The following is a 19,192-nucleotide window of genomic DNA, read 5'->3' as shown; positions in this document are numbered from 1 at the left end:
CTGCCTCCTTAATTCAGGGCCTCTTTAAGAGCCTCAAGATTCTTTTCCATCACCGAAAGGTATGTCTTTCCATCTTTCAGATCAGATGCTGTCACCGACTGCATAGAATCCATAGTTAATACCTTTTGATCCTTATCCGCAGTATTCCTGATTATAGTTTCTGCGATCTTGTGATCCGATCCCTCTATAGTCATGACACAAGGCAGATCCAGTTCGTCTACCTTTTCTGCAAGAAATTTTACAGTCTTAAAGCTTGCTTCTGTCTCAGCAGAACAGCCGACAAAAGCTGCATAATAATCCAGACCGTAATCATCCGTAAGATAACGGAACGGGAATCTGTCGCCGAACAGCACCGTCTTTCGTGCCGCATCATCCACAGTCTCCCGGTACTTGCTGTCAAGCTCAGAAAGTTTACTTATATATTCTTCTGAATTCTTTTTGTAAATATCTTTATTTTCAGGATCGAGCGACGAAAGATCATTTTCTATGGCTTCACATATCATCTCTGCATTTTTAAGCGAAAGCCATGTATGTTCATCGTATTCGACTTCCTGATCACTGTCATGATGAGCGCCGTCTTCATCATGGTCATGGTCGTGCTCCGACTCCATTCCCTCCACGACTTCCTCAGTTTTTACCGAATCTCCCAGCATCTCCATCATGTTTATTACTTTCATATCTTTGTTTTCTGCCTGCTTAAGTGCATCTTTCACCCATTCGTCAGATTCACCTCCTGCATATATGAAGAGATCACATTTGGAAATCTTGCTGATATCATCAGCTGTAGGCTGATAACTGTGCAGATCCGTGCCGTTATCCATCAGCATCGTTATATCGGCATTTTCCGCTTCATCGCCCATGATCTCACGCACCCAGTCATATCCCGGGAAAATAGTCGCAACGATGCTTAGATCTGCATTTTTTTCAGATTTGTTTTTTTCTCCGCATCCTGCCAGCGCTCCTGCTGTCAGCAGCATGCACAGAACTGCTATGATGATTTTTTTCATAAAATAACCTCCGTATTTCATAAGAACTTAAAAACAGGTACAAAAATACAAGGGTGCAGCAATAATTACTGTGCATCTGCAAAAACAGACTTCACCCCTGTATACGATCCTTACTCAATTCGAAAGTTTTACACGCAATGATACCAGAGTTCGTGCAGATATGATCTCTGCACACCTCACCACCTGAACACATGATCCGTACCCGAACACAACTGCCGCTGCTGCCGCCACAACTGACGAAGCGATATTTTTCAGTGCGCTTTCATATATTTCGATCTGGCAGCATATCGGACAGTCATCTCCTGTACATTCATGTTCTGTTTCATATGCAATATAAAAGGACGCATAAATCACGACAAAAACGATCATGAACATAGTTACTGCAGTTAATATACGTTTTTTTGCTGTCATGCTGTGTGCCCCTTTCTGTCCATTATTATCTGACATTATAAACAGGCTCCACAAGTTTGTCAACACTACCTGCGTTGATATATGACAGGAATGCATATGTATTTGTGTATAAACACATGGCTCAAGCACTTTCTTCTTCCATCATCTTAAAAGCGTACTTCGTGATATTGCTCACGTTTATTATCCCGACCATCTTTCCATCTGACATCACAGGTGCTTTTTTGATGTGGTTTTCGACCATCACACCGCATATGTTGCTGAGACTGTCATCAGAATCCACTGTGATGACTCGTTTTTTCGCGATCTCTTTTACTTTTCGCTTCATCAGTGCCCTGAGTTTACTGTCAAAATCGATCTCGATGAACGATGACGGATTGACAACGAGCGGATGTTCTGACGCCAGGAAGCGGATTATATCTCCGTCAGAGATGAATCCTACAGGCTTGCCGTCTCCGTTTACGACAGGTACACCGCTGACTCCTTTTTCAGTTATGAGCCTGAGCACATCGAAAAGCTCTGCGTCCATATCTATAGCGTAGACGTCTGTCTTCATTATCTCCATCAGCGGACCTGCAGCCTTTGCACCATCTGACACCGCAGCAGGTTTTGCTGCATATCTGCCGATGCGGAATCGTCTGTCTCTCGCTTCTCCGAACAGCTTTGTTATCAGCTTCAGCACCATTCCCACCATCACTGCAGCGATCACAGTACCTATTCCGACACTTCCCAGTGAATGTATCAGTATCAGACATGTTATCAGCGATATCACCACCATGGTCACATCGAATGCGATTTTGACAGTCGAGAATGCTTTGTCTGCGACCTTTGAGATCGCCAGCATGACACCTTCTCCTGCAAGCGGTATGATATCAGCCGGAACATAGAAAAACAGTCCGATAGCCACAAGAACAGTACTTATCACGACCATTCCCAGTCTTATGTATATATTGCCCGGATCAGGCAGGAACGTCATCAGATGATTTGAAAACGTCGTCATATACCCGAACAGCACCCCTACAGGTATCTGCAGCAGATTCTTGAGCTGGAACTTTCGTCTCAGCAATATCACTTGTACGAGCACCAGCGCCGCATGGAAAACTATCGTTGCCTTTCCCATCTCGATACCCCATACACACGTCATCGTGTACGGTATGGAACTTACCGGCGACACTCCCAGATCCGACTTGACCGAAACCGCTACTCCCAGCGTCATGATCAGAAGTCCGAAAAAATAGATGATGCATCTTACGACGATATTGCTGCTTCTCCGGCCTGCTGTAACATCAGTGTTGATTTGATTTTCTTCTTTCTTCATACTACCTCTTTCTTTCTGTTTTTATAGGATCCGTCTTGCACGGATAATAATTAGCTTCCTAACTATTTTAAATTGTATTTCATTTTTTGTCAAGATATCCCAGAGATAAGATTTTATGCAAAAATGCAGAATACCGCCAAGGCGAACGCACATGCCACGTCTGACGGTACATTATTTCATTTTACGATCATATATCATCGATGTACCTCGCTAGCTCTTGCAAAGCTATAATATTTTGAGTAAACTTAAATAAGATATACAGGGGGAGGTATCATAATAATATGACAACAAAAAAACGTCCATTCATGACAGGAAAAAGATGGGCAGGTCTCATCATTCTAATATTTGCAACTGCTCTCACAGCGGTCTATGCTTGCCGAACAGGCGTCGATCCTGCAGTAACGACGATAGCAGGATCTTTCGGATCGATCGCAGTGCTTATGATCATCGCATATGTGCTCAAAGTGTGCGACGATCTGTTTTTCTGCGGGATGATCTTCGTTTACTTCGCATCACCGGTCGGTTCGGTCCTCGACATGTACCGCAGCTTCGGCCCTTATGACAAGATCGTACACTTTTTCAGCGGTGTGCTGCTGGCAAGCTTTGGCGCGATGATAATGTCCACACTGTTGAAAAAAGCTGTACATACCGTAAAAAGCACTAAATGCTACCTGTTCGCGCAGGCAGCATTCGCATTTTTCTTTTCATCTGCCTTCGCAGGCATATGGGAAATATTCGAATTCACGGCTGACAGACTCGCCGGAGGTGAGATGCAGCGCGGTATGGTCGATACAGTTACCGATATCATCGCAGGCAACACCGGTGCACTCGTGTACTTCATCATCTTCGTGATAATGATCGTAGCCGGGAAAGCCCGCATCGACGACAGGCTGCTCAATTAGACAAATCAGCGCCGCTCCGCATGATCCTGTTATACGAGTTAAACGAGCATCATCATCGTTCCTGCGACGATCAGCACAAGGCCTGCAGCTGCTTTCTTTGACAGCCGCTCTTTGAATACGAAAACGCGATCGACACAAGTATGCTCAGCTTGTCGATCGGTACTACGGCGCTGGCAGGTCCGTCCTGCAGCGCTTTGAAATAGCAGAGCCATGACGCCCCTGTCGCAAGCCCCGAGAGCACAAGAAACACCCACGTCTTTGCACTGAGCGCTGTTATGTCGTGCGCCGAGCCTGCTATCCAGACCATTATCCATGCAAAGATCAGCACGACTATAGTCCTGACCGCAGTCGCCACGTCGGAATCGGTTTTTCTTATGCCGCACTTTGCCAGGATCGCTGTGATACCCGCAAAAAACGCCGATCCGAACGCAAAAAATATCCACATCGTTAAAGCCTACCTATACCAGCCTTTCTACCTTTGCGATCGTATCTGCCTCCGACAGATCAAGATCCAGTATGTTCATGATCGCATCTACCAGATCCGGATTTTTCAGCGCGATGCCAAAGATCTTGTGTCCGCCTTCATTCGATATCTGGCCCGAACGTATCTTGTACTCAAGCAGATCTGTCACAGGCATTACCTTTACTCTTGTCTCGTTCATGATTTTTTCTCCTTTGCACAGCTGACATACAGCTGTTTATGATTCTGTAAAACTTCCTGGCGCGCGGCCTCTCAGTTTCAAAGTTTCTGTTCTCTTTTTATTATACCTTCATTCCGTGATCAAATCAATCAGCCGCAGCATGCTCACTTATCGACACTTTTCATATATTCCTCAAGAATACATGCGCCATCCGGAAATGCGATGAACAGATGAACACATCCCCAGCTCTATCATCTTTGTCTTCATTTGCACATAGATATTCTGTTATGTTCATTTACTGCTCTTTTGCAGCGATTATCTCCAGAGTGTCCTCGCCTACGCTGCACTGCAGGCACAGTATCCTTACTCCTGCCTCCTCAGCTTCTTCAAGTACCTGCCCGAACTGTGGATGGGTTTCCACATTTGGCCGTATTTCCGTGACGCCCTCCATCTGTATCACAAAAGCAGCCATACATTCATATCCCTCACCGGAAGCACGTATAAGCTCTCTAAGATGCTTTACGCCTCGTTCCGTAGGTGCATCAGGAAAATATCCAATTCCGTCTTTCTCAAGAGTACAGCCCTTGACCTCCATCAGATACCTCCTGCTGCCTTTTTCCATATAAAAATCGATCCGTGAATTTCCGTATGTATACTCCGGCTTTATGAGATCATAATCCTGCTTTTCCAGCCACTCCCTGACTACTTTATTTGGAGCCTGACTATCGATATTTACCCATCCCACATTTTCCTTGAAAACCGATACGAGATCGTATTTCGTCTTGCGCCTGGGATTAGCTGACACCTCGAGACGCACCGCCGCCCCTGCCTTCAGCAGCTCCCTGCAGCGACCTGTATTCTTTACATGTACCGTTTCCTCACGCCCGCCGATCTCCACATGAGCAATGAAACGGTTAGGCCGGTCTATGAACCTGCCTTCTTTTATCTCTCTGTATTTCATTTATCCATAATATCAAATAAAACAAAACCGTTCAATATCCTCATCTTTCTTCAAAATGATAGCGCGGTTTTCCGATGCTCTTTTTCCCGTACTCAATGCATTCCGTCGGACAGTACGCGATGCACGCCATGCAGTGCGTGCAATCTTTTCCCCATACAGGCCTGCCGTCTTTCTGACTGACATTGTTCAGCGGACAAAGCTCCACGCATCTGCCGCAGCCTGTACACCCGTCTCCCGCTGCAAAAGCGCGCGCCTTTACACAGAACGGATAAAACATCCTGTTCACAGGTCCGCTCATCATGCGATCGAGAAGATTATTTCGAGGTTTTGCAAATTTCTGCGATGCGGATATCCCGGCGATCACGTCATCTATGTCGGGGTCCGCATTCGCGATGATCTCAGCAGCTTCCTCACTGTCCGGTACAGGAAACATCGCGATATAGTTCTCCGGCATGATGATCTGCGCTGTTCCCATGTACTGCAGATTTTTCCTGTCGCTCAAAGCTCTGTTATACTTTGCAGCATTGCCGATCTGGGATCCGCAGTCCATCACGAACCATATTTTTTCCGCTCCTGCAAAGTCAGTCTCAGAAATCCATTCCGATACTATCACAGGCAGACGCCATGCATACGTCGGTGCAACTATCACGACCCGGCTGCCCGTATCTACCGCCTCTCTGCTGTCCGCCTTTATACGGTCATTGATGCTGAACAGCTCGTCATCCAGCGCCTTTGCGATACGCTCTGCGATATAACGGCTGTTGCCTGTACCTGTAAAATATAGAACCATGCTTTACCTCTCATTCTCCTGAAGCTGATAACGCTTTTCCGCCTTTTTCATGTGATAAAGATATATGAAGAATATCACTCCGCCCGTAAAGATCCACGAAGCGACATACACATCCATCAGCATTTCGTAAGTAGGCACCCACCTGAACACCGTTACCATCCAGATCATACGGAATACCACCGTTCCCAGGATCGTTACGATCGACGGCTCCACTGACTTGCCCATGCCTCTGAGTGCAGCGCTTTCGACTTCATAAGTTGCTGTCAGCCCTTCGAGAGAACATACATGATGCATCCTGATCAGTCCGTAAGCCGCGACAGCATCGCTTATCGTGTAAATACTCACGAAAAAATCATCCCACACCATGAAAACAACTGCCAGGAGTTCCGTGAACACTACACCGAAAATCATGCAGAGCCTGAATATCTTCCTGCATCGCTTCAGCTTGCCTGCACCGAAATTCTGGCTCGTAAATGTCACTGCCGCCTGCGCGAACGCATTTGCTATATAATATGTGAAGTATTCGAAATTCAGCGCCAGTGAAGATCCCGCTATGGCATTTTCTCCGAAAGAATTGATGCCGCTCTGTATGAATACATTTGAGATCGAAAAGATCGCTCCCTGTATTCCTGACGGTATGCCTATCACAAGCACCTTCGACAGCCCGTCCTTTTCCAGCCTGAGCCTTCGAAAACGGAACTGAAACTCATCGTCTCTGCGATACAGGCATATAAGCACCAGCGCAGCGCTCAGTATATTCGAGATCACTGTAGCTATCGCAACACCCGCGACTCCCATGTGAAAGCATATCACCAGGAACAGATTAAGCGCCACATTCACGATACCTGAAATTATCAGATAATACATCGGATGCCTCGTGTCGCCGAAACTCCTAAGTATCGCTGACCCGAAGTTGCATATTACGATAAATGGTATGCCCGTGAAATATATCCATATGTAAAGCAGCGCCTGCCCCATCACGCTTTCCGGTGTGCCGGAAAGCTCCAGGATCGTTCGAGCTGTCAGCATCCCGACTGCCATAAGGCCGACTCCGAGTATAAGTCCAAACGCCAGGATAGTGTGCATCATCCCGCTGATACGTTCCCGCTTGTTCTGTCCGATCAGGTTTGCCAGTACCGCATTCGGCCCGACAGAAAGTCCTACGATCAGATTCACGAATATCCCGACCAGCGCCACGCAGCTTCCTACCGCCGCCAGTGCATTGTCTCCCGCAAATCTACCGACTACAGCCACGTCTGCCGAGTTGAATAGCTGCTGCATGATACTGCTGAAAGCCACCGGCAATGCGAAAATTATCAGATTTCCTGCAATGCCGCCATTTATCATATCCATTTCTTTATTTTTAATCTTCTGTTTCATGTTTTATTCAAGCCCCTTCCATACTGCCTACTATATATTATCCTCTGAGGAACTAAACGGCAACAGGAATCTTGCGCCTTAAAGAAACAAAAAAACAGGGCCCGCAATAATGTGACCTGCGAGCCCCGTTTTTTAATGAATATGTTTATCAGTATATAGATATGGCTTCAAATATGCAAAATACGATCGGAAAATCATGCACGTTTTCTTCTTGATACAAATGCGATGCCGGCAAGTGCCAGTGCTGATACAACTGCTGCTGCGATCCACAGCATCATATTGCTGTTATCACCCGTGTTAGTTTCACTTGCTGCAGGCTTGTCTGCCGGAGCAGGAGCCGGTGCCGGTGCAGCTACTGTATATGAAACAGTCGGCTTGTTGAATGCCTGTGCAGCATATTCTGTACCAGCGGAATCTACCGGGTTGATAACTGCGCTGTTGTTTGTGAACAGACCGTCGTATCCGTTTGCTCCATACTGGTCATACTTACCGTAAGTACCTGCTTTCGTCTTAGGATCCTGCAGCACTACCTTGTAAGTGAGCTGTACAGGTTCAGTGATCATGATTTTCTGATTAATGTGCAGAACAAAGTGTTCTTTCTCATTATCTGCAGGGAAATACTCAAGCTTGAACTGTTTGTCTCCAAACACGATCATATTGTTTTCTTTGTCAACTGCCGCATCCAGCTTTTTACCGTTTACTGTCAGCGTCACGCTTTCCAGATCCTTAAGATCGAAGTTGTAGTCGCCCTCGACATAGCCCATATAGTCTTCTATGCTGCTTCCATGATCTACAAGATATAAGATATCATTCTGGATATCGCTGAAATCCACCGTTTTTCCATCTGCCAGATACTCCATGAATGACGGACCCCATGCATACTGCTGTCCTATGTTCTTTGTAGCATTCATAGCATAGCAGTGATACTTTGAACATATATTTTTATATTCTTGTTCTGTAAGATAAAGAGCTTTTTCGACAGAATTTGCATAAGCATCCTGCCTGCTTACATCTGTAAGCTTTTCAGGATCCGGCTCTGTGCCATATTGATAATCATGCGCATCGTCCTGAGCATCTGATTTCGCACCGATCTTTGCAAGTGTGTCTGACCAGTCTTTAGGTGCATCATTATTTCCATACTGCGACGCCCAGTTGTCGGGACCCGCAAAATGCTTTTCTGCATCTGCCATGAAACTCCACGCAACAGCTGTCGGATCTTCATTGAACATATAAGTTATGCCGTCGCTGACAAATACGAGATACTTCCTGTCTGCTGATACAGCTGTGTCATCGTCGAGCATCTTCCTGCCTGCGATCAGCCCTGCATGAGTATTTGTTCCTGAGCTTATCTTCTGTTGGATAGCCTCTTCGATATCGCCATACTGCGTTTCCAGATCCATGAAATCTGTCACATTTGCCTTTTTATTAAAAATAACAACGCCGACTTTTACCTTGGCTCCCGACTCTGCTATTTCAGTTTTTAAATCGCTGAGCATATTTAACGCCTGTTCTTCCAGCTCGGCACTCGTCGACTTGTCCAGAACGAACACTACATCCGTTACTAACTCTTTCTCTGCACTTGGCAGTGATAACGTAACTGTAGACTCATATTTATCGCCTGCCTTTTTAAGTTCGGTCGCTTCCTTTGATTTCGAAATATCAAATGTCGCTGCCGCCGGTTCTCCACTTTCTCCAGTGTCTGCCGCAAATGCCATTGCCGGTATCAGCCCTGCCAATAACACAAGTGAGAGCAGTACACCTAAAAATCTGTGTTTCCTCATGTTTCTCTCCTTTTCCGGGTTTTAAGAATCAAAGCCCCAAATGATAACTGATTTCACGTTTTGAAAACCCGCACCAAACAACTTCGGCGGATATAAGACAAAATAAGTATTTTGTCTTTGTCAGCATTGAAAGTAATAAAAAAGCAGCTGTAAAAACTGCAATAAATATAATTTTTCAACGAATATCTCCCGGTAACAGGTTACCGCTTTTTTTATGAATGGATTTAGAGGGGGGGGTTGTTAAAAAATAGAAATGAAGAAAATAGAGGATAAACACATCGTTCTTCAGATTTTATGAACGCTTTTTTGTTATGCCATAAATATGCAATATGATACTGATTCGAATATCAAAAATAATATATTGTAGAATTCGTTCTATAATGATATAATAAAATCTGAAAATTAGTGCTAAGCCATACATGGATTTTAATAGACAAAATACTTATTTTGTCTATTGCACAAGCCCCAGCCGGGCTATTTTTTTAATGTGCTCATTTTCCGTCGAAATCAGATAAATACGTGTAGTTTCAATGCTGCTGTGCCCAAGCACGTCTGCCAGACTTGAAATATCACGTGAAATTTTGTAAAAGCACCTTGCAAACAAATGCCGCAGATTATGTGGAAAAACCTTCTCCTTCTCGATACCTGCATATTTGCATAAAGCTTTCATCTGAGCCCAGATCTGCTTTCGGCTAAGCCGCGTACCATACTTTGTAAGGAAAATCTCACCATGCCGAATGTCATGTTTCACTGCATATCTGCGCAATTTCCTGCAAAGCTGAGCCGGTATCAGAATAGTACGCAACTTTCCTTTCATAGAAATCTGTGCCCGTCTTTTTTTTACTGATTCTACTGTTATATACTGCACTTCACTGACCCGTATACCCGTGGAGCAAATGGTCTCCATCAGAAGAGCCAGTCTTTCATCGCCGCGCTTCCTCGCAGTTTCCATGAGTCGCTCGTATTCATCTTTTGTCAGTTCTCTTTCATTTTCTCTGAAAAACCGTCTCTGAAGACGGATCGACTTCAAATGCAGATCCTCCCATCTCATGAATCGAAAAAACGTGTTGACTGCCGCCAGCATAGAATTCACCGTTGCCGGTGCTCGGCCGCTTTCAATCAGCTCTCTCTTCCATTGTCCTGCCTTTTCCTTATTTACCGGACACTCTCCCAGCCATGTCTTGAACATCCTGGAATCGTGGATATATTTCTTGATAGTTCCGCTGCTGCGTTCTTCATCAATAAGAAACATATGAAAATCCGCTATATTCTGATCTGTAATAAATCTGTCAGACAAATCATTCTCCCTCCTTCGTTTGTAATGCTATTACTATATGCTGTTTTAAACCATAAAGCTACCGTTTATATAAAATATTTTCAATATAAAGATGAACCCTTTTCAGAACTTTTCATTGTATAACATACGTTTTCAGCATAGCTTCCTGATAAGCAGCTTTCTTCTCTATTTGCATTGTTTTTTTCAGTTCCTGTAATTCCGGCAGCACGATTTTTTCCAGCTTTTTTATACGAGCCTCTTTTAAAATATGATCTGTACAGTATCGTTTATACCATTCCACATCATAGTTCCAGAGAGTCAGGATCTCTCCGTATCTCTGCTTCAGAGTTTGAGCAATCAAAAGCCCCTCCGGGTCATAGTCTCCCGTATAATACAGTTTTGTCGACTCTGCCAGTTTGTCCAGTAAAATGTACGTCGCCAGATTTAACTGTCCATTTCCACAGACAAAAGCTTTTTCAGGATAATGGTCAAGTAAAACAGAAAAAACTGCCGGATTTTCTACTATGTAAACACTATTTTCTTTTCCGGCAGCCCGCTTCAAATTTCCTGTTGTCTGCAAAGTCAGCCTGACAGGCTCCTGTCTTTTGCAGAAACCTTCCAGCCCCTCATGACTCTTACCGCTATCGTCCCATCCGTGGATTCCGTATACTAAAACGTCATTGGAAACCTTATCTTTTATGATTCCGGCACGATAATACAGTTCCTTCTTATATTCCGTTTCAGACATTCCGCTCTTTTTCTGAAACCCGGTTTTTTCCTTCAAAAATGCCTGCAGCAGTTTGTCCTCAAATGTACCATCGTCGAATGCATGAGGATTTCCTGTTATTTCCGCTGCAAACACTGCTAAAAGTTTCCTGTTTTCGCCCCGCTCAAGGTTCGGCAGCTCGTTTTCTGCTCGCAAAACATTTCGCAACCCTTCTTCCAACTGCAAAGAGTTTTCCCGGTAATGCTGCATGATCATTGCATAGCCATCCGTCCGGTGTTCTAAAACGCGTTTCAGCCATTTTCCCATGTAAGTTTCATGATATAGTGCTAAAATCGTTTCAAAAAATTTTTCTTTTTCTGTCTGCTTCGCAGCCAGATCATCTTTTTTGCTGACCAGGGATCTTTCAAAATACTGTTCCAGGATCTCCGTCCATTCCACTTCTGCAAACCTGGTGGATTTTAAAGCATTCTCCATCTGTGCCGCCGTAATACGAACGACCTGTCTGCCAATAAAGTCTTTTGCCAGAAATCCGCCAAGATCAGCTTTTTCTTCACGTGACAATGCTTTTAAAGTAACAGTACCGCCCCAGTGTCCCAGACTGCGATACTTTTCCCAAAATCCTTCCAGCAGTTTCTGAAACACAGGATATTTTTTAAAATAAGTTACACATTCATTTAACAACAGACACTTTTTTTCTTCCCCATTCATAGCAGATTCTCTTCTTTTCCTGTCAACATTCGCTTCACCTCTCCGTTCCAGAGGTAACGTATCACCGTAACGTACTTTACATTTTCCGGACGGATCAGCTGATAAATAGCCAGTCCCGGAACTGTATCATAATCACCCCACAAAATCTGTGAATTTATCATAAAATTAAAATCAAATTCTACCATCAGTCGGAACATATCACGAATATTGGTTTCGTCTACACCTGCAAAGGCTTCATCCAGCGATATCAGTCTCGGTGCATCCGGTCTGGCTCCTGCATACTTCGCAACAACGGCAGAAAACAGCGGCACATACATTGCCATGGCTTTTTCACCACCGCTGAAAGTAAAGAATACCCGATTTGTCAATTCTTTCTTTTTCTCTCCGGTTTTCTGACACTCCAGCTGAAATTCAAACCATTGACGATAATCCAGGATTTCACGCATAACCGCATGGAAAGACTGAATGTTGGAACCCTCTCCGGTGATTCTGCGAGCCTCCTCTATTTTCGATCGGAAATGCCTTGATAACTGTGCTGCCTCCTCCGGCCGCATAATATCTGCATCTTTCTGCAGTAATTCCACAAGAGCCTTTGTATCCAGCTGATCATCCTTTTCCGCACGCTTGTTTTTCCACCGCAGGCTCAAAGTCAGGCCGCTGGAAGTCTGCATAGACTCCATCAGTCCATTCATCTTCTCCACCCAGCGCTTGCTGTCCAGTATCTTAGCCCTGATCTTTTTGCTGATAGTATTGCTCAGAATATCCTCAAACAGCTCCCTGTCTTTCTCGCTCAGCAATTTTTTCTGAACTTCTGCATCTTCTTTCATCTGCCGGATAAGCTGTACAAAAGTAACCGCCGCACCCCGATATTTTCCGGAAATGTCGATCCGCTTCATACTCATGACCTGAAAATCGGTGGCCTCGTCGCGTGAGGCAAAAAGAGTTTTCAGTGTGATCTGATACTCAAGCAGCGCACTCCGGCATCGGTGATAAACTTCCTGAAGCCGTCTCAAAAGATCCGCCTGTTTCTGGTTACCAAATTTCCCTGACAGCATCCCGCAGATCTTATTTGCAATATTCTCCAGGCTTACCTGCTCTCTCTCTTCTGGAATCTCACACTCCACATATCCCAGACGATATTCTTCCTCAAAGGCCAGTTTCAGCCAGTCTCTACGGATCAGCATATCATCTTTTTTCTGTTCTGTCTGCTCTAACTTTTCTTCCAGCTGTTTCGATTCGGTCTGCAGGCGCGACTTATTTGCAGCAGAAGTATTCTGTTCTTCCGGGATTTGCTGCAGCCGCATTATACAATGATCCAGACGCACTTTGATCGAATCGTAATCTGTCAGCTTCAACTGCTCCGAAACCGAATTCAGGCTTTCTGCGATCTTTCTCCTGCTTTTCTCGATCTGCCCCAGCTCATAACGAATATCATCCAGATCATGCTCCAGATCCTCCAGATGGCTTTTCTGCGAATTGATTTGCTCTATCTCTCCAACATATCTTGCATAACAGATTTGTAGCGCAGTCAACAGTTCTCCATAACTTTGCAGCCGTTCCAGTACATCCTCAAAAACGGACAAAGTAGCATTCAATTCACACTTTCTGCAGATTTCCTGCACCTGTATGCTGACTGTATCTAATTGCGCCCTCTCTTTTTCCACCGCTTCACGCTGCTTTTGAACGACGCCCTGTAAATGTTCCAGCATTTCCTCCTGGCGCTCATATTCTCTCGCAGCCAGCTTCAGATCATCTTCTTTCGGAAATGCAAGCCATTCTTTCTCCAGCTTACCGCTGCGATCCTGCAGCTGCATTCTTCCCTCTCGCAGTGATTCCAGCACGTCCCTTTGTCCTTCGCATACTTTCTCCAGCTCGCGGATCATAGCCTGCTGATGACGTTTTCTTGCAAGGGTTCCTATATACTTGGGTTCATACTGCTTTGTAACAGTTCCTTCGATGATACCCAGTTTATAATTCCCCTGTGCATCGACCCACGTTCCAGCCTTGCCTTCATTCCATCCGATTGCCGAAAGAATTCTTGCTACCTTTTGATACAACAAAATACTGTTTTTTTCTTCATCGATATGAAGAGCATTCATCAGATTTTCCTGTACCGCAGTTATGTCCGTAAACAGATACTTATCACAAATCCCTTTACCCATCTGCAATACCTGTTCACGATATTCGGCAGAAATGATCAAAGCATCCAGAACTCCCATCCGCAGCAAAGCTTCTTCCAGCATACCTTTTGCTTCTTCAGAAAGGCTGTCATCAAAATCTACGATTTTGTAAAACGGCAAATATGGGATTCTCTTTTCATCCAGCGCCTTTCGACTGGCTGCTGTCGCTTCATCACATTCCGGCTCCGGATCTGTTTTATCGCGCCAGCTCTGCAGCTCTTCCTCTTTCATCTGTAAAGCTTCCTCTGCAACTTTTATCTTCCACCCCTGATCAAGTACCAGTCTGTCGAGTTCACGCTGTTTTTCATCATAGACTGGTTTCCAGAGATTCCGGATTTCCCAATAATCTGCTCCCGACCGGTATCCATCGATCTTTCGATTCATATCCTGTAATACACTGTCATCCACCTGCTGCAGTTCCTGATTCTCCTTACTCCATGAATAGATCTTCTCGATCAGTTCCTGTTTTATTTCATGCAACTGATTCTCATGCTGTCGCAAAATCCGTTCCGCCTGATCCACATCCTCACGATATCGATCCAAGTCTTCTACGGTTTTGCTGTATCGTTTCCTGCATTCTCGCTCCTCTTTCAGTTTTTCCTTTCCATGATCTACAAGCCTGCAGTATTCTTTCCAGATTTGAACATGAGAGGAAAACTGATATAAAGTGCCCTTTGACGCTATCAGTTCTTTTCTTAGAAACGCTGCATCATCATATGGGATTTCCTGCAGTTCTTCTTCCATTGCAGCAAGGGATTTTTCCACATCTCTCCAGTATCTGTCACAGCGTTCTTCACTTTCATTGATCAGCATCTCGGTTTCCCGTAATTTATCCTTTTTATCTTCTTCCTGCTGTGTCTTCTGACGATTTCTTTCCTCGATCTCTTCTTGCTGTGATTTTAATTTTTCTTCATTCTCTTTCAGCTTTGCTGCATCACTTTCCGCTAAAGAATCCCGTTCTTCCTGCAAAACGGCCATTTCTCGCTGCAAAGCTTCAAAATGCTGGATTTCCTGCTCTTCCTCTCTTTTATGGTCCTCAATATCCTGCTTCAAGTAATCTGTTCGCTCCTTCAAATCGCGATGCTCTGCACAGGCATTCTGATACAATAACGCCTTATCACACAGTACGATTTCATTATACTGATCATATACTTTTTTGATCTGCTCTGCCGCTTCGATCCCTGCCTGTAATGCATCCAGATTTGTTTTAATGCTGTCCATGTTCTCAATAGCCTCAGACATCGGACGCAGATCATCTTCAGAAAGCGTCTGCAGCGATCCACTTAAGATCTCATTGATCACCGTTGGTTTAAAGTCCTTCGACAATTTCGGTGTCCGAAGCTGGATCAGCAGATCGAGAAGTTCCTTATATTCTTCACCGGTTTCAAAACCAAACAAGAGGCGATTGACTTGATCAGCATATTCCCGCTGACTTTCTATCACCCATCCACCTTCACCAATGCGATTGGTCAGCTCACGCTTCGTATATACGATTTTCTCCTGCTGCTCTTTATATAGATCAATGTCGATCCCGATCCTGCGGCCATCAGTAATGCCAAAATACCATGAATCCATCTTTTTATTTTTTCTGGCTCTAAGTCCGATTCCCAGCGTTATATACTCGTCAGCTTTCTGTCGTTTCATCTCCATATAAAGGTATCCGGTACGTTCCTCCCGTTCATCACCCTCTTCCAGCAGATAATTCTCCATTTTTCGCGCATTGGAACCAAAAGGGTCTAATCGTTCCGGTCTCATATTTCCATCCAGCAACAGTGGAATAAAGCTTTGCATCGTAACTGATTTTCCTGAACCATTTGCACCGCGAAGCAGCATTCTTCCATCCTGAAAAGAAAACTCTTCCTCATCATAATACCAAAAGTTTACCAGCCCAACTCTGGAAAGCTGCCACTTACTGTTCATCTTGTCCTCCCTGTTCCAAAAAAGCTTCAGGATATTTACCCGTTATTTTCCCTGCTGCAGTACTGATCCGTATGTTCCCATTTTCCCATTGAATAAACCCCATCTGCATCATATATGTGGTCATTTCCATACAAAATTCCTGTGTAGTCATATCTCGAAACGTTTTTATGAATCCATTTCTATAATGTTCCCTGCACAGCTCCAGCAGCTCCAGAAAATACTCCTCCGAAATCAAAACCAGTTCTTCTGTTCCCACGGATATTTCACCACTATGCACTTTTTCAAGCACTAATCCATGGAACAGCAGCACGATATCCGATCGCATATTTTCTTCCGGAAAAGTTCTTCCCATATAACAATTTTCGCCTAAAATCAAAAAAACACTATTTCGATACACCTGCAGTTCACAATCCAGATAGTTTGCCAGATCTCCTCCCAGAAAATTTCTCTGGTTTCTGATATAGGCAAAGTCTTCTTCCAAACTCTTATCTTTATACAAGCCCGGTGTCATAAGTAATGCCCTGTACACCCGCTGCCTTCTAACGATACCTCGATCCTCATCTACGCCGATCCACTCTTCTTTTCCAAACTGTTTCGGATCCGTATAATTCATTATATCCTGCGTAAATGTTCTCATAAAATAACGAGCCACTCCGGTGTTTTCATACAGGACTTCTCCCTGTCCATCACTTGCAAATTCATCCTCACTGCCATCATTTACAGTAAGGATCCCCATTTTTACACAGTATTTCAAGACCCTGATCAATTGTCGCCGATACAGATACTCTTTCCAGTCGATATCTTCTTCTCTAAACTGCGCCTGAATGTATTCTGTAAGCTGTGACAGAATAAACTGTTCCGATGCATCCTCAAGAAACATCAGCACCAGACAAAAAAACACATACTCCCTTTTATCCTTAAAATCTGTGATTCCCATCCATGGCTCTGGTCTTGCCGGCAGTTTTTCTACTTTGATCAAATATGGATTCATAACTATCTGATACCCCAGTTTTTCCATGAAAAACGGGCGCAGTCCGCCTATCTCATCTTTTACCTTATAATACAATTCTTTTTCACGATGCTTCAAGATCCAGCGTCGTTCCAGCAAAATTTCCAGTGTGCTCATATCTCCTCATTTTCTTTATTTAATTCGAATCGAATCCGGTAAGCTGGTAATTCTAAGATCCCATCATCGGAAACGATCCTGCAGTATTCTTTCGTATCTGCATTTTCTACATAATATACCTGTCCATCTTCTGTCTTCCCTTTTAAAGTCTTACTTTCCAGAGCCTTGGACAACCATAAAAGGAACATATCACGAACATATGGACTTATTTCAGGAAGGGCTGCAAAATCAAGTTTCCCATCCCGAATGTAGCTTTGAAGCAATTTTCGTTCTTCCTGTATACGTTTAATCGTTGCCGTTCTCATAGCTTCTTTTTCTGCCGAACGATCTATAATACTGCTTTTTTGAACTTTTTCTCTATAAGTCCGCACTCTTGGCTTGATTATAATCTCATACGGCTCCTCCTCAAAAACGCCACTGTTGATACTCTCGGTTTTTCGTTCCGGAATCCCTTTGAAATGAAATGGCTTTTCTATTCCAAAAACGCAGGCAGACAGCCGATGTGCATCTCCGATATCATCACATTTCCAGAACATCTCTGCCATTTTACGGTACTCTTCCCGCCGGTTAGAACTACTGCTGCTCTGCTCTCCGATCCGCATTGCATACCGCGTGATTTTACGAATGATCTCGTTTGTCGCATCAAACACTCTGAATGCTTCTGACTCCTTACCATCTCCCGCTGCAAACCATTCTTCCAGGCTGTTCCATCTACCTTGTACTGTCCGGGAAATATCTTCATACTCAATTTCAGTACCTACACGAGGAATGGCAAAGGTATACTCTGTGATTCGTTTCAGAACCTTCTCTTTAAGATATGGATCCAGCCTGCGCAAATACTGTTCAATAATATTTGCATTATTCTGCAAGCTCTTAACAAATCCCCTTAAATATTCGATAAGTCGATCTTTGAACAGCAGAAAATCTTTTGTCTGCATTAACTCCTCAGCTTTTGCACTGTTCAATTCCCGCATATAATCCTGATAGTTTTGATTTAATCGTTTAAAATCAGTATTCAGATCATTCCACCAGGAATAAAGTTTTTCATCAGATTCTTCTGCCATATCCTCCATACGTTTTATCGTGACACGAATTCGTTCCAGTAATGTTGGTTCCAACGATGAGTTTTCTAAAAACAGATTCTCGACTCGCATCACCATTCGTTCAATTTCAACAGAAGTTTCCGTCATCTGATATCGAAACTTTTTATTTTTAAATTCCTCAATAGTTGAGACTCTTCGTGTATCCTGCGTTGGGGTCAAATTTCCCCATTCTGCTAAAACCGTCAAATCCTGCTTACACTGCTCTAATGTATATTCTCTAAAATATGGATCCTTCTGCAATTCTGCATGAATTTCCTCCGGAAACATCCAGTACTTCAAACTCTCGTAATATAAATAAAAAAGCCGCATAATAGAACGATATCGATCTGAATTTTCAACGTTCAGATAGTTCACTTCCTGCATCGGCTTTCTTACTGTTTCCTTTAATCTCATCCAATGTTCCTTTCCCATTGCAATATAATGGATAACTCATACCTCTTTTATAAATTTATATCCAGTATAACATATGTCCCGATAAGATTCATCAATTTGGTACGTGAAAAAACACAGCCTACTTTCGTAAGCTGTGTTTTTAATCAAAGCGGCAACGTTCGCTTCGCTCTCTCCTCCGCCTTCGGCTCCGCTGTCCCTTTTGGTACGCTGCGCTAAAAAAAGAAGCTCACTTTCGTGAACTTCTTTTTTAACCAAAACGGCAACGTCCTACTTTCCCAGGCGGTCTCCCGCCAAGTATCATCAGCGCTAAGGAGCTTAACTTCTGTGTTCGGTATGGGTACAGGTGTATCCTCCTCGCTATCATCACCGCATCAAGCGTGCTTCGCACACTCAAAACTGAATAACCTTTGTGTCAAGCTTCTTTCCTTCCTTGAAACCTTGGTCAAGTCTTCGACCTATTAGTACCTTTCAGCTCAATGCATTACTGCACTTACACCCAAGGCCTATCTACGTGATAGTCTCTCACGGGTCTTACCATCTCTGGAGGAGATCTCTTCTTGTGGGGGGCTTC

General features: G+C 44.0%; 14 protein-coding genes, 2 rRNA genes and 1 pseudogene. 1 reads left to right on the top strand and 16 read right to left on the bottom strand.

The features are described 5' to 3' along the window. Nucleotides 1-8 precede the first annotated feature (8 nt). Both OCV59_RS06025 and OCV59_RS12000 read right to left on the bottom strand, forming a co-directional pair. The gene (locus OCV59_RS06025; RefSeq protein WP_147593594.1) at nucleotides 9-1,007 is read right to left on the bottom strand and encodes a metal ABC transporter substrate-binding protein; all 999 of its coding nucleotides are present in this window, start codon (nucleotides 1,005-1,007) and stop codon (nucleotides 9-11) included. Between the two features lie 532 nt (nucleotides 1,008-1,539). Then, nucleotides 1,540-2,733, bottom strand: a complete 1,194-nt coding sequence (locus OCV59_RS12000) for a DUF6198 family protein (RefSeq protein WP_147593593.1) — start codon at nucleotides 2,731-2,733, stop codon at nucleotides 1,540-1,542. Nucleotides 2,734-3,014: 281 nt separating this feature from the next. Here OCV59_RS12000 and OCV59_RS06010 point away from each other — a divergent pair, with 281 nt between their 5' ends. Then, nucleotides 3,015-3,635, top strand: a complete 621-nt coding sequence (locus tag OCV59_RS06010; protein WP_147593592.1) for a DUF2238 domain-containing protein — start codon at nucleotides 3,015-3,017, stop codon at nucleotides 3,633-3,635. 115 nt (nucleotides 3,636-3,750) lie between these two features. On the opposite strand, the pseudogene OCV59_RS06005 reads toward OCV59_RS06010, so the two are convergent. From OCV59_RS06005 to OCV59_RS05940, 14 genes and pseudogenes are all read right to left on the bottom strand, one after another. Continuing rightward, nucleotides 3,751-4,080: pseudogene (locus tag OCV59_RS06005) on the bottom strand (EamA family transporter); the annotation flags it as partial. A gap of 13 nt (nucleotides 4,081-4,093) precedes the next feature. After that, nucleotides 4,094-4,297: a hypothetical protein gene (locus tag OCV59_RS06000; RefSeq protein WP_147593591.1), complete on the bottom strand. Its 204-nt coding sequence runs from the start codon at nucleotides 4,295-4,297 to the stop codon at nucleotides 4,094-4,096. A gap of 274 nt (nucleotides 4,298-4,571) precedes the next feature. Then, nucleotides 4,572-5,237 (bottom strand): DNA/RNA nuclease SfsA, encoded by a 666-nt coding sequence (sfsA, locus tag OCV59_RS05995; RefSeq protein WP_147593590.1) that lies wholly within the window; start codon nucleotides 5,235-5,237, stop codon nucleotides 4,572-4,574. A gap of 40 nt (nucleotides 5,238-5,277) precedes the next feature. Beyond that, complete coding sequence (locus tag OCV59_RS05990; protein ID WP_147593589.1) at nucleotides 5,278-6,027, bottom strand: EFR1 family ferrodoxin; 750 nt, start codon at nucleotides 6,025-6,027, stop codon at nucleotides 5,278-5,280. A 3-nt stretch (nucleotides 6,028-6,030) separates the two neighbouring features. Further along, nucleotides 6,031-7,407 carry an MATE family efflux transporter gene (locus OCV59_RS05985; protein WP_262584155.1) on the bottom strand — a complete coding sequence of 459 codons (1,377 nt, stop codon included), beginning with the start codon at nucleotides 7,405-7,407 and terminating at the stop codon, nucleotides 6,031-6,033. 194 nt (nucleotides 7,408-7,601) lie between these two features. Continuing rightward, entirely contained in the window at nucleotides 7,602-9,188 is a 1,587-nt protein-coding gene (locus OCV59_RS05980) for a vWA domain-containing protein (RefSeq protein ID WP_147593588.1), read from the bottom strand. A gap of 451 nt (nucleotides 9,189-9,639) precedes the next feature. Beyond that, entirely contained in the window at nucleotides 9,640-10,485 is an 846-nt protein-coding gene (locus OCV59_RS05975; protein ID WP_262584154.1) for a tyrosine-type recombinase/integrase, read from the bottom strand. A gap of 112 nt (nucleotides 10,486-10,597) precedes the next feature. Beyond that, nucleotides 10,598-11,899, bottom strand: a complete 1,302-nt coding sequence (locus OCV59_RS05970) for a TIGR02679 domain-containing protein (RefSeq protein ID WP_147593587.1) — start codon at nucleotides 11,897-11,899, stop codon at nucleotides 10,598-10,600. After that, nucleotides 11,896-15,999 carry a TIGR02680 family protein gene (locus OCV59_RS05965; RefSeq protein WP_147593586.1) on the bottom strand — a complete coding sequence of 1,368 codons (4,104 nt, stop codon included), beginning with the start codon at nucleotides 15,997-15,999 and terminating at the stop codon, nucleotides 11,896-11,898. The genes OCV59_RS05970 and OCV59_RS05965 overlap by 4 nt, the downstream gene beginning before the upstream one ends. Then, nucleotides 15,989-17,125 (bottom strand): TIGR02678 family protein, encoded by a 1,137-nt coding sequence (locus OCV59_RS05960; protein WP_147593585.1) that lies wholly within the window; start codon nucleotides 17,123-17,125, stop codon nucleotides 15,989-15,991. Before OCV59_RS05960 ends, OCV59_RS05965 begins: the two co-directional genes overlap by 11 nt. Then, on the bottom strand, nucleotides 17,122-18,621 hold the full coding sequence (locus tag OCV59_RS05955; RefSeq protein WP_147593584.1) for a TIGR02677 family protein: 1,500 nt from the start codon (nucleotides 18,619-18,621) through the stop codon (nucleotides 17,122-17,124). Before OCV59_RS05955 ends, OCV59_RS05960 begins: the two co-directional genes overlap by 4 nt. A 36-nt stretch (nucleotides 18,622-18,657) precedes the next feature. Then, nucleotides 18,658-18,876 carry a hypothetical protein gene (locus OCV59_RS05950; protein WP_147593583.1) on the bottom strand — a complete coding sequence of 73 codons (219 nt, stop codon included), beginning with the start codon at nucleotides 18,874-18,876 and terminating at the stop codon, nucleotides 18,658-18,660. After that, nucleotides 18,876-18,992, bottom strand: a 5S ribosomal RNA gene (gene rrf / locus OCV59_RS05945). The genes OCV59_RS05950 and rrf overlap by 1 nt, the downstream gene beginning before the upstream one ends. 67 nt (nucleotides 18,993-19,059) lie before the next feature. Continuing rightward, nucleotides 19,060-19,192 (bottom strand): 23S ribosomal RNA (locus tag OCV59_RS05940); the annotation flags it as partial.

Source organism: Brotomerdimonas butyrica (genome assembly GCF_025567305.1).
GTDB classification, from domain to species: domain Bacteria; phylum Bacillota; class Clostridia; order Peptostreptococcales; family Anaerovoracaceae; genus Lentihominibacter; species Lentihominibacter butyricus.
Note: the sequence above shows the minus strand (reverse complement) of the source record. Positions and strands in the feature narration are given on the sequence as shown.

Excerpts from the sequence above, each read along its gene's own strand:
- OCV59_RS06010 (WP_147593592.1), top strand. The coding sequence starts at position 3,015 with ATGACAACAAAAAAACGTCCATTCATGACAGGAAAAAGATGGGCAGGT.
- OCV59_RS05955 (WP_147593584.1), bottom strand. The coding sequence starts at position 18,621 with ATGAGATTAAAGGAAACAGTAAGAAAGCCGATGCAGGAAGTGAACTAT.
- sfsA (WP_147593590.1), bottom strand. The coding sequence starts at position 5,237 with ATGAAATACAGAGAGATAAAAGAAGGCAGGTTCATAGACCGGCCTAAC.
- OCV59_RS06000 (WP_147593591.1), bottom strand. The coding sequence starts at position 4,297 with ATGAACGAGACAAGAGTAAAGGTAATGCCTGTGACAGATCTGCTTGAG.
- OCV59_RS12000 (WP_147593593.1), bottom strand. The coding sequence starts at position 2,733 with ATGAAGAAAGAAGAAAATCAAATCAACACTGATGTTACAGCAGGCCGG.
- OCV59_RS05970 (WP_147593587.1), bottom strand. The coding sequence starts at position 11,899 with ATGAATGGGGAAGAAAAAAAGTGTCTGTTGTTAAATGAATGTGTAACT.
- OCV59_RS05980 (WP_147593588.1), bottom strand. The coding sequence starts at position 9,188 with ATGAGGAAACACAGATTTTTAGGTGTACTGCTCTCACTTGTGTTATTG.
- OCV59_RS05990 (WP_147593589.1), bottom strand. The coding sequence starts at position 6,027 with ATGGTTCTATATTTTACAGGTACAGGCAACAGCCGTTATATCGCAGAG.
- OCV59_RS05985 (WP_262584155.1), bottom strand. The coding sequence starts at position 7,407 with ATGAAACAGAAGATTAAAAATAAAGAAATGGATATGATAAATGGCGGC.
- OCV59_RS05960 (WP_147593585.1), bottom strand. The coding sequence starts at position 17,125 with ATGAGCACACTGGAAATTTTGCTGGAACGACGCTGGATCTTGAAGCAT.
- OCV59_RS06025 (WP_147593594.1), bottom strand. The coding sequence starts at position 1,007 with ATGAAAAAAATCATCATAGCAGTTCTGTGCATGCTGCTGACAGCAGGA.
- OCV59_RS05965 (WP_147593586.1), bottom strand. The coding sequence starts at position 15,999 with ATGAACAGTAAGTGGCAGCTTTCCAGAGTTGGGCTGGTAAACTTTTGG.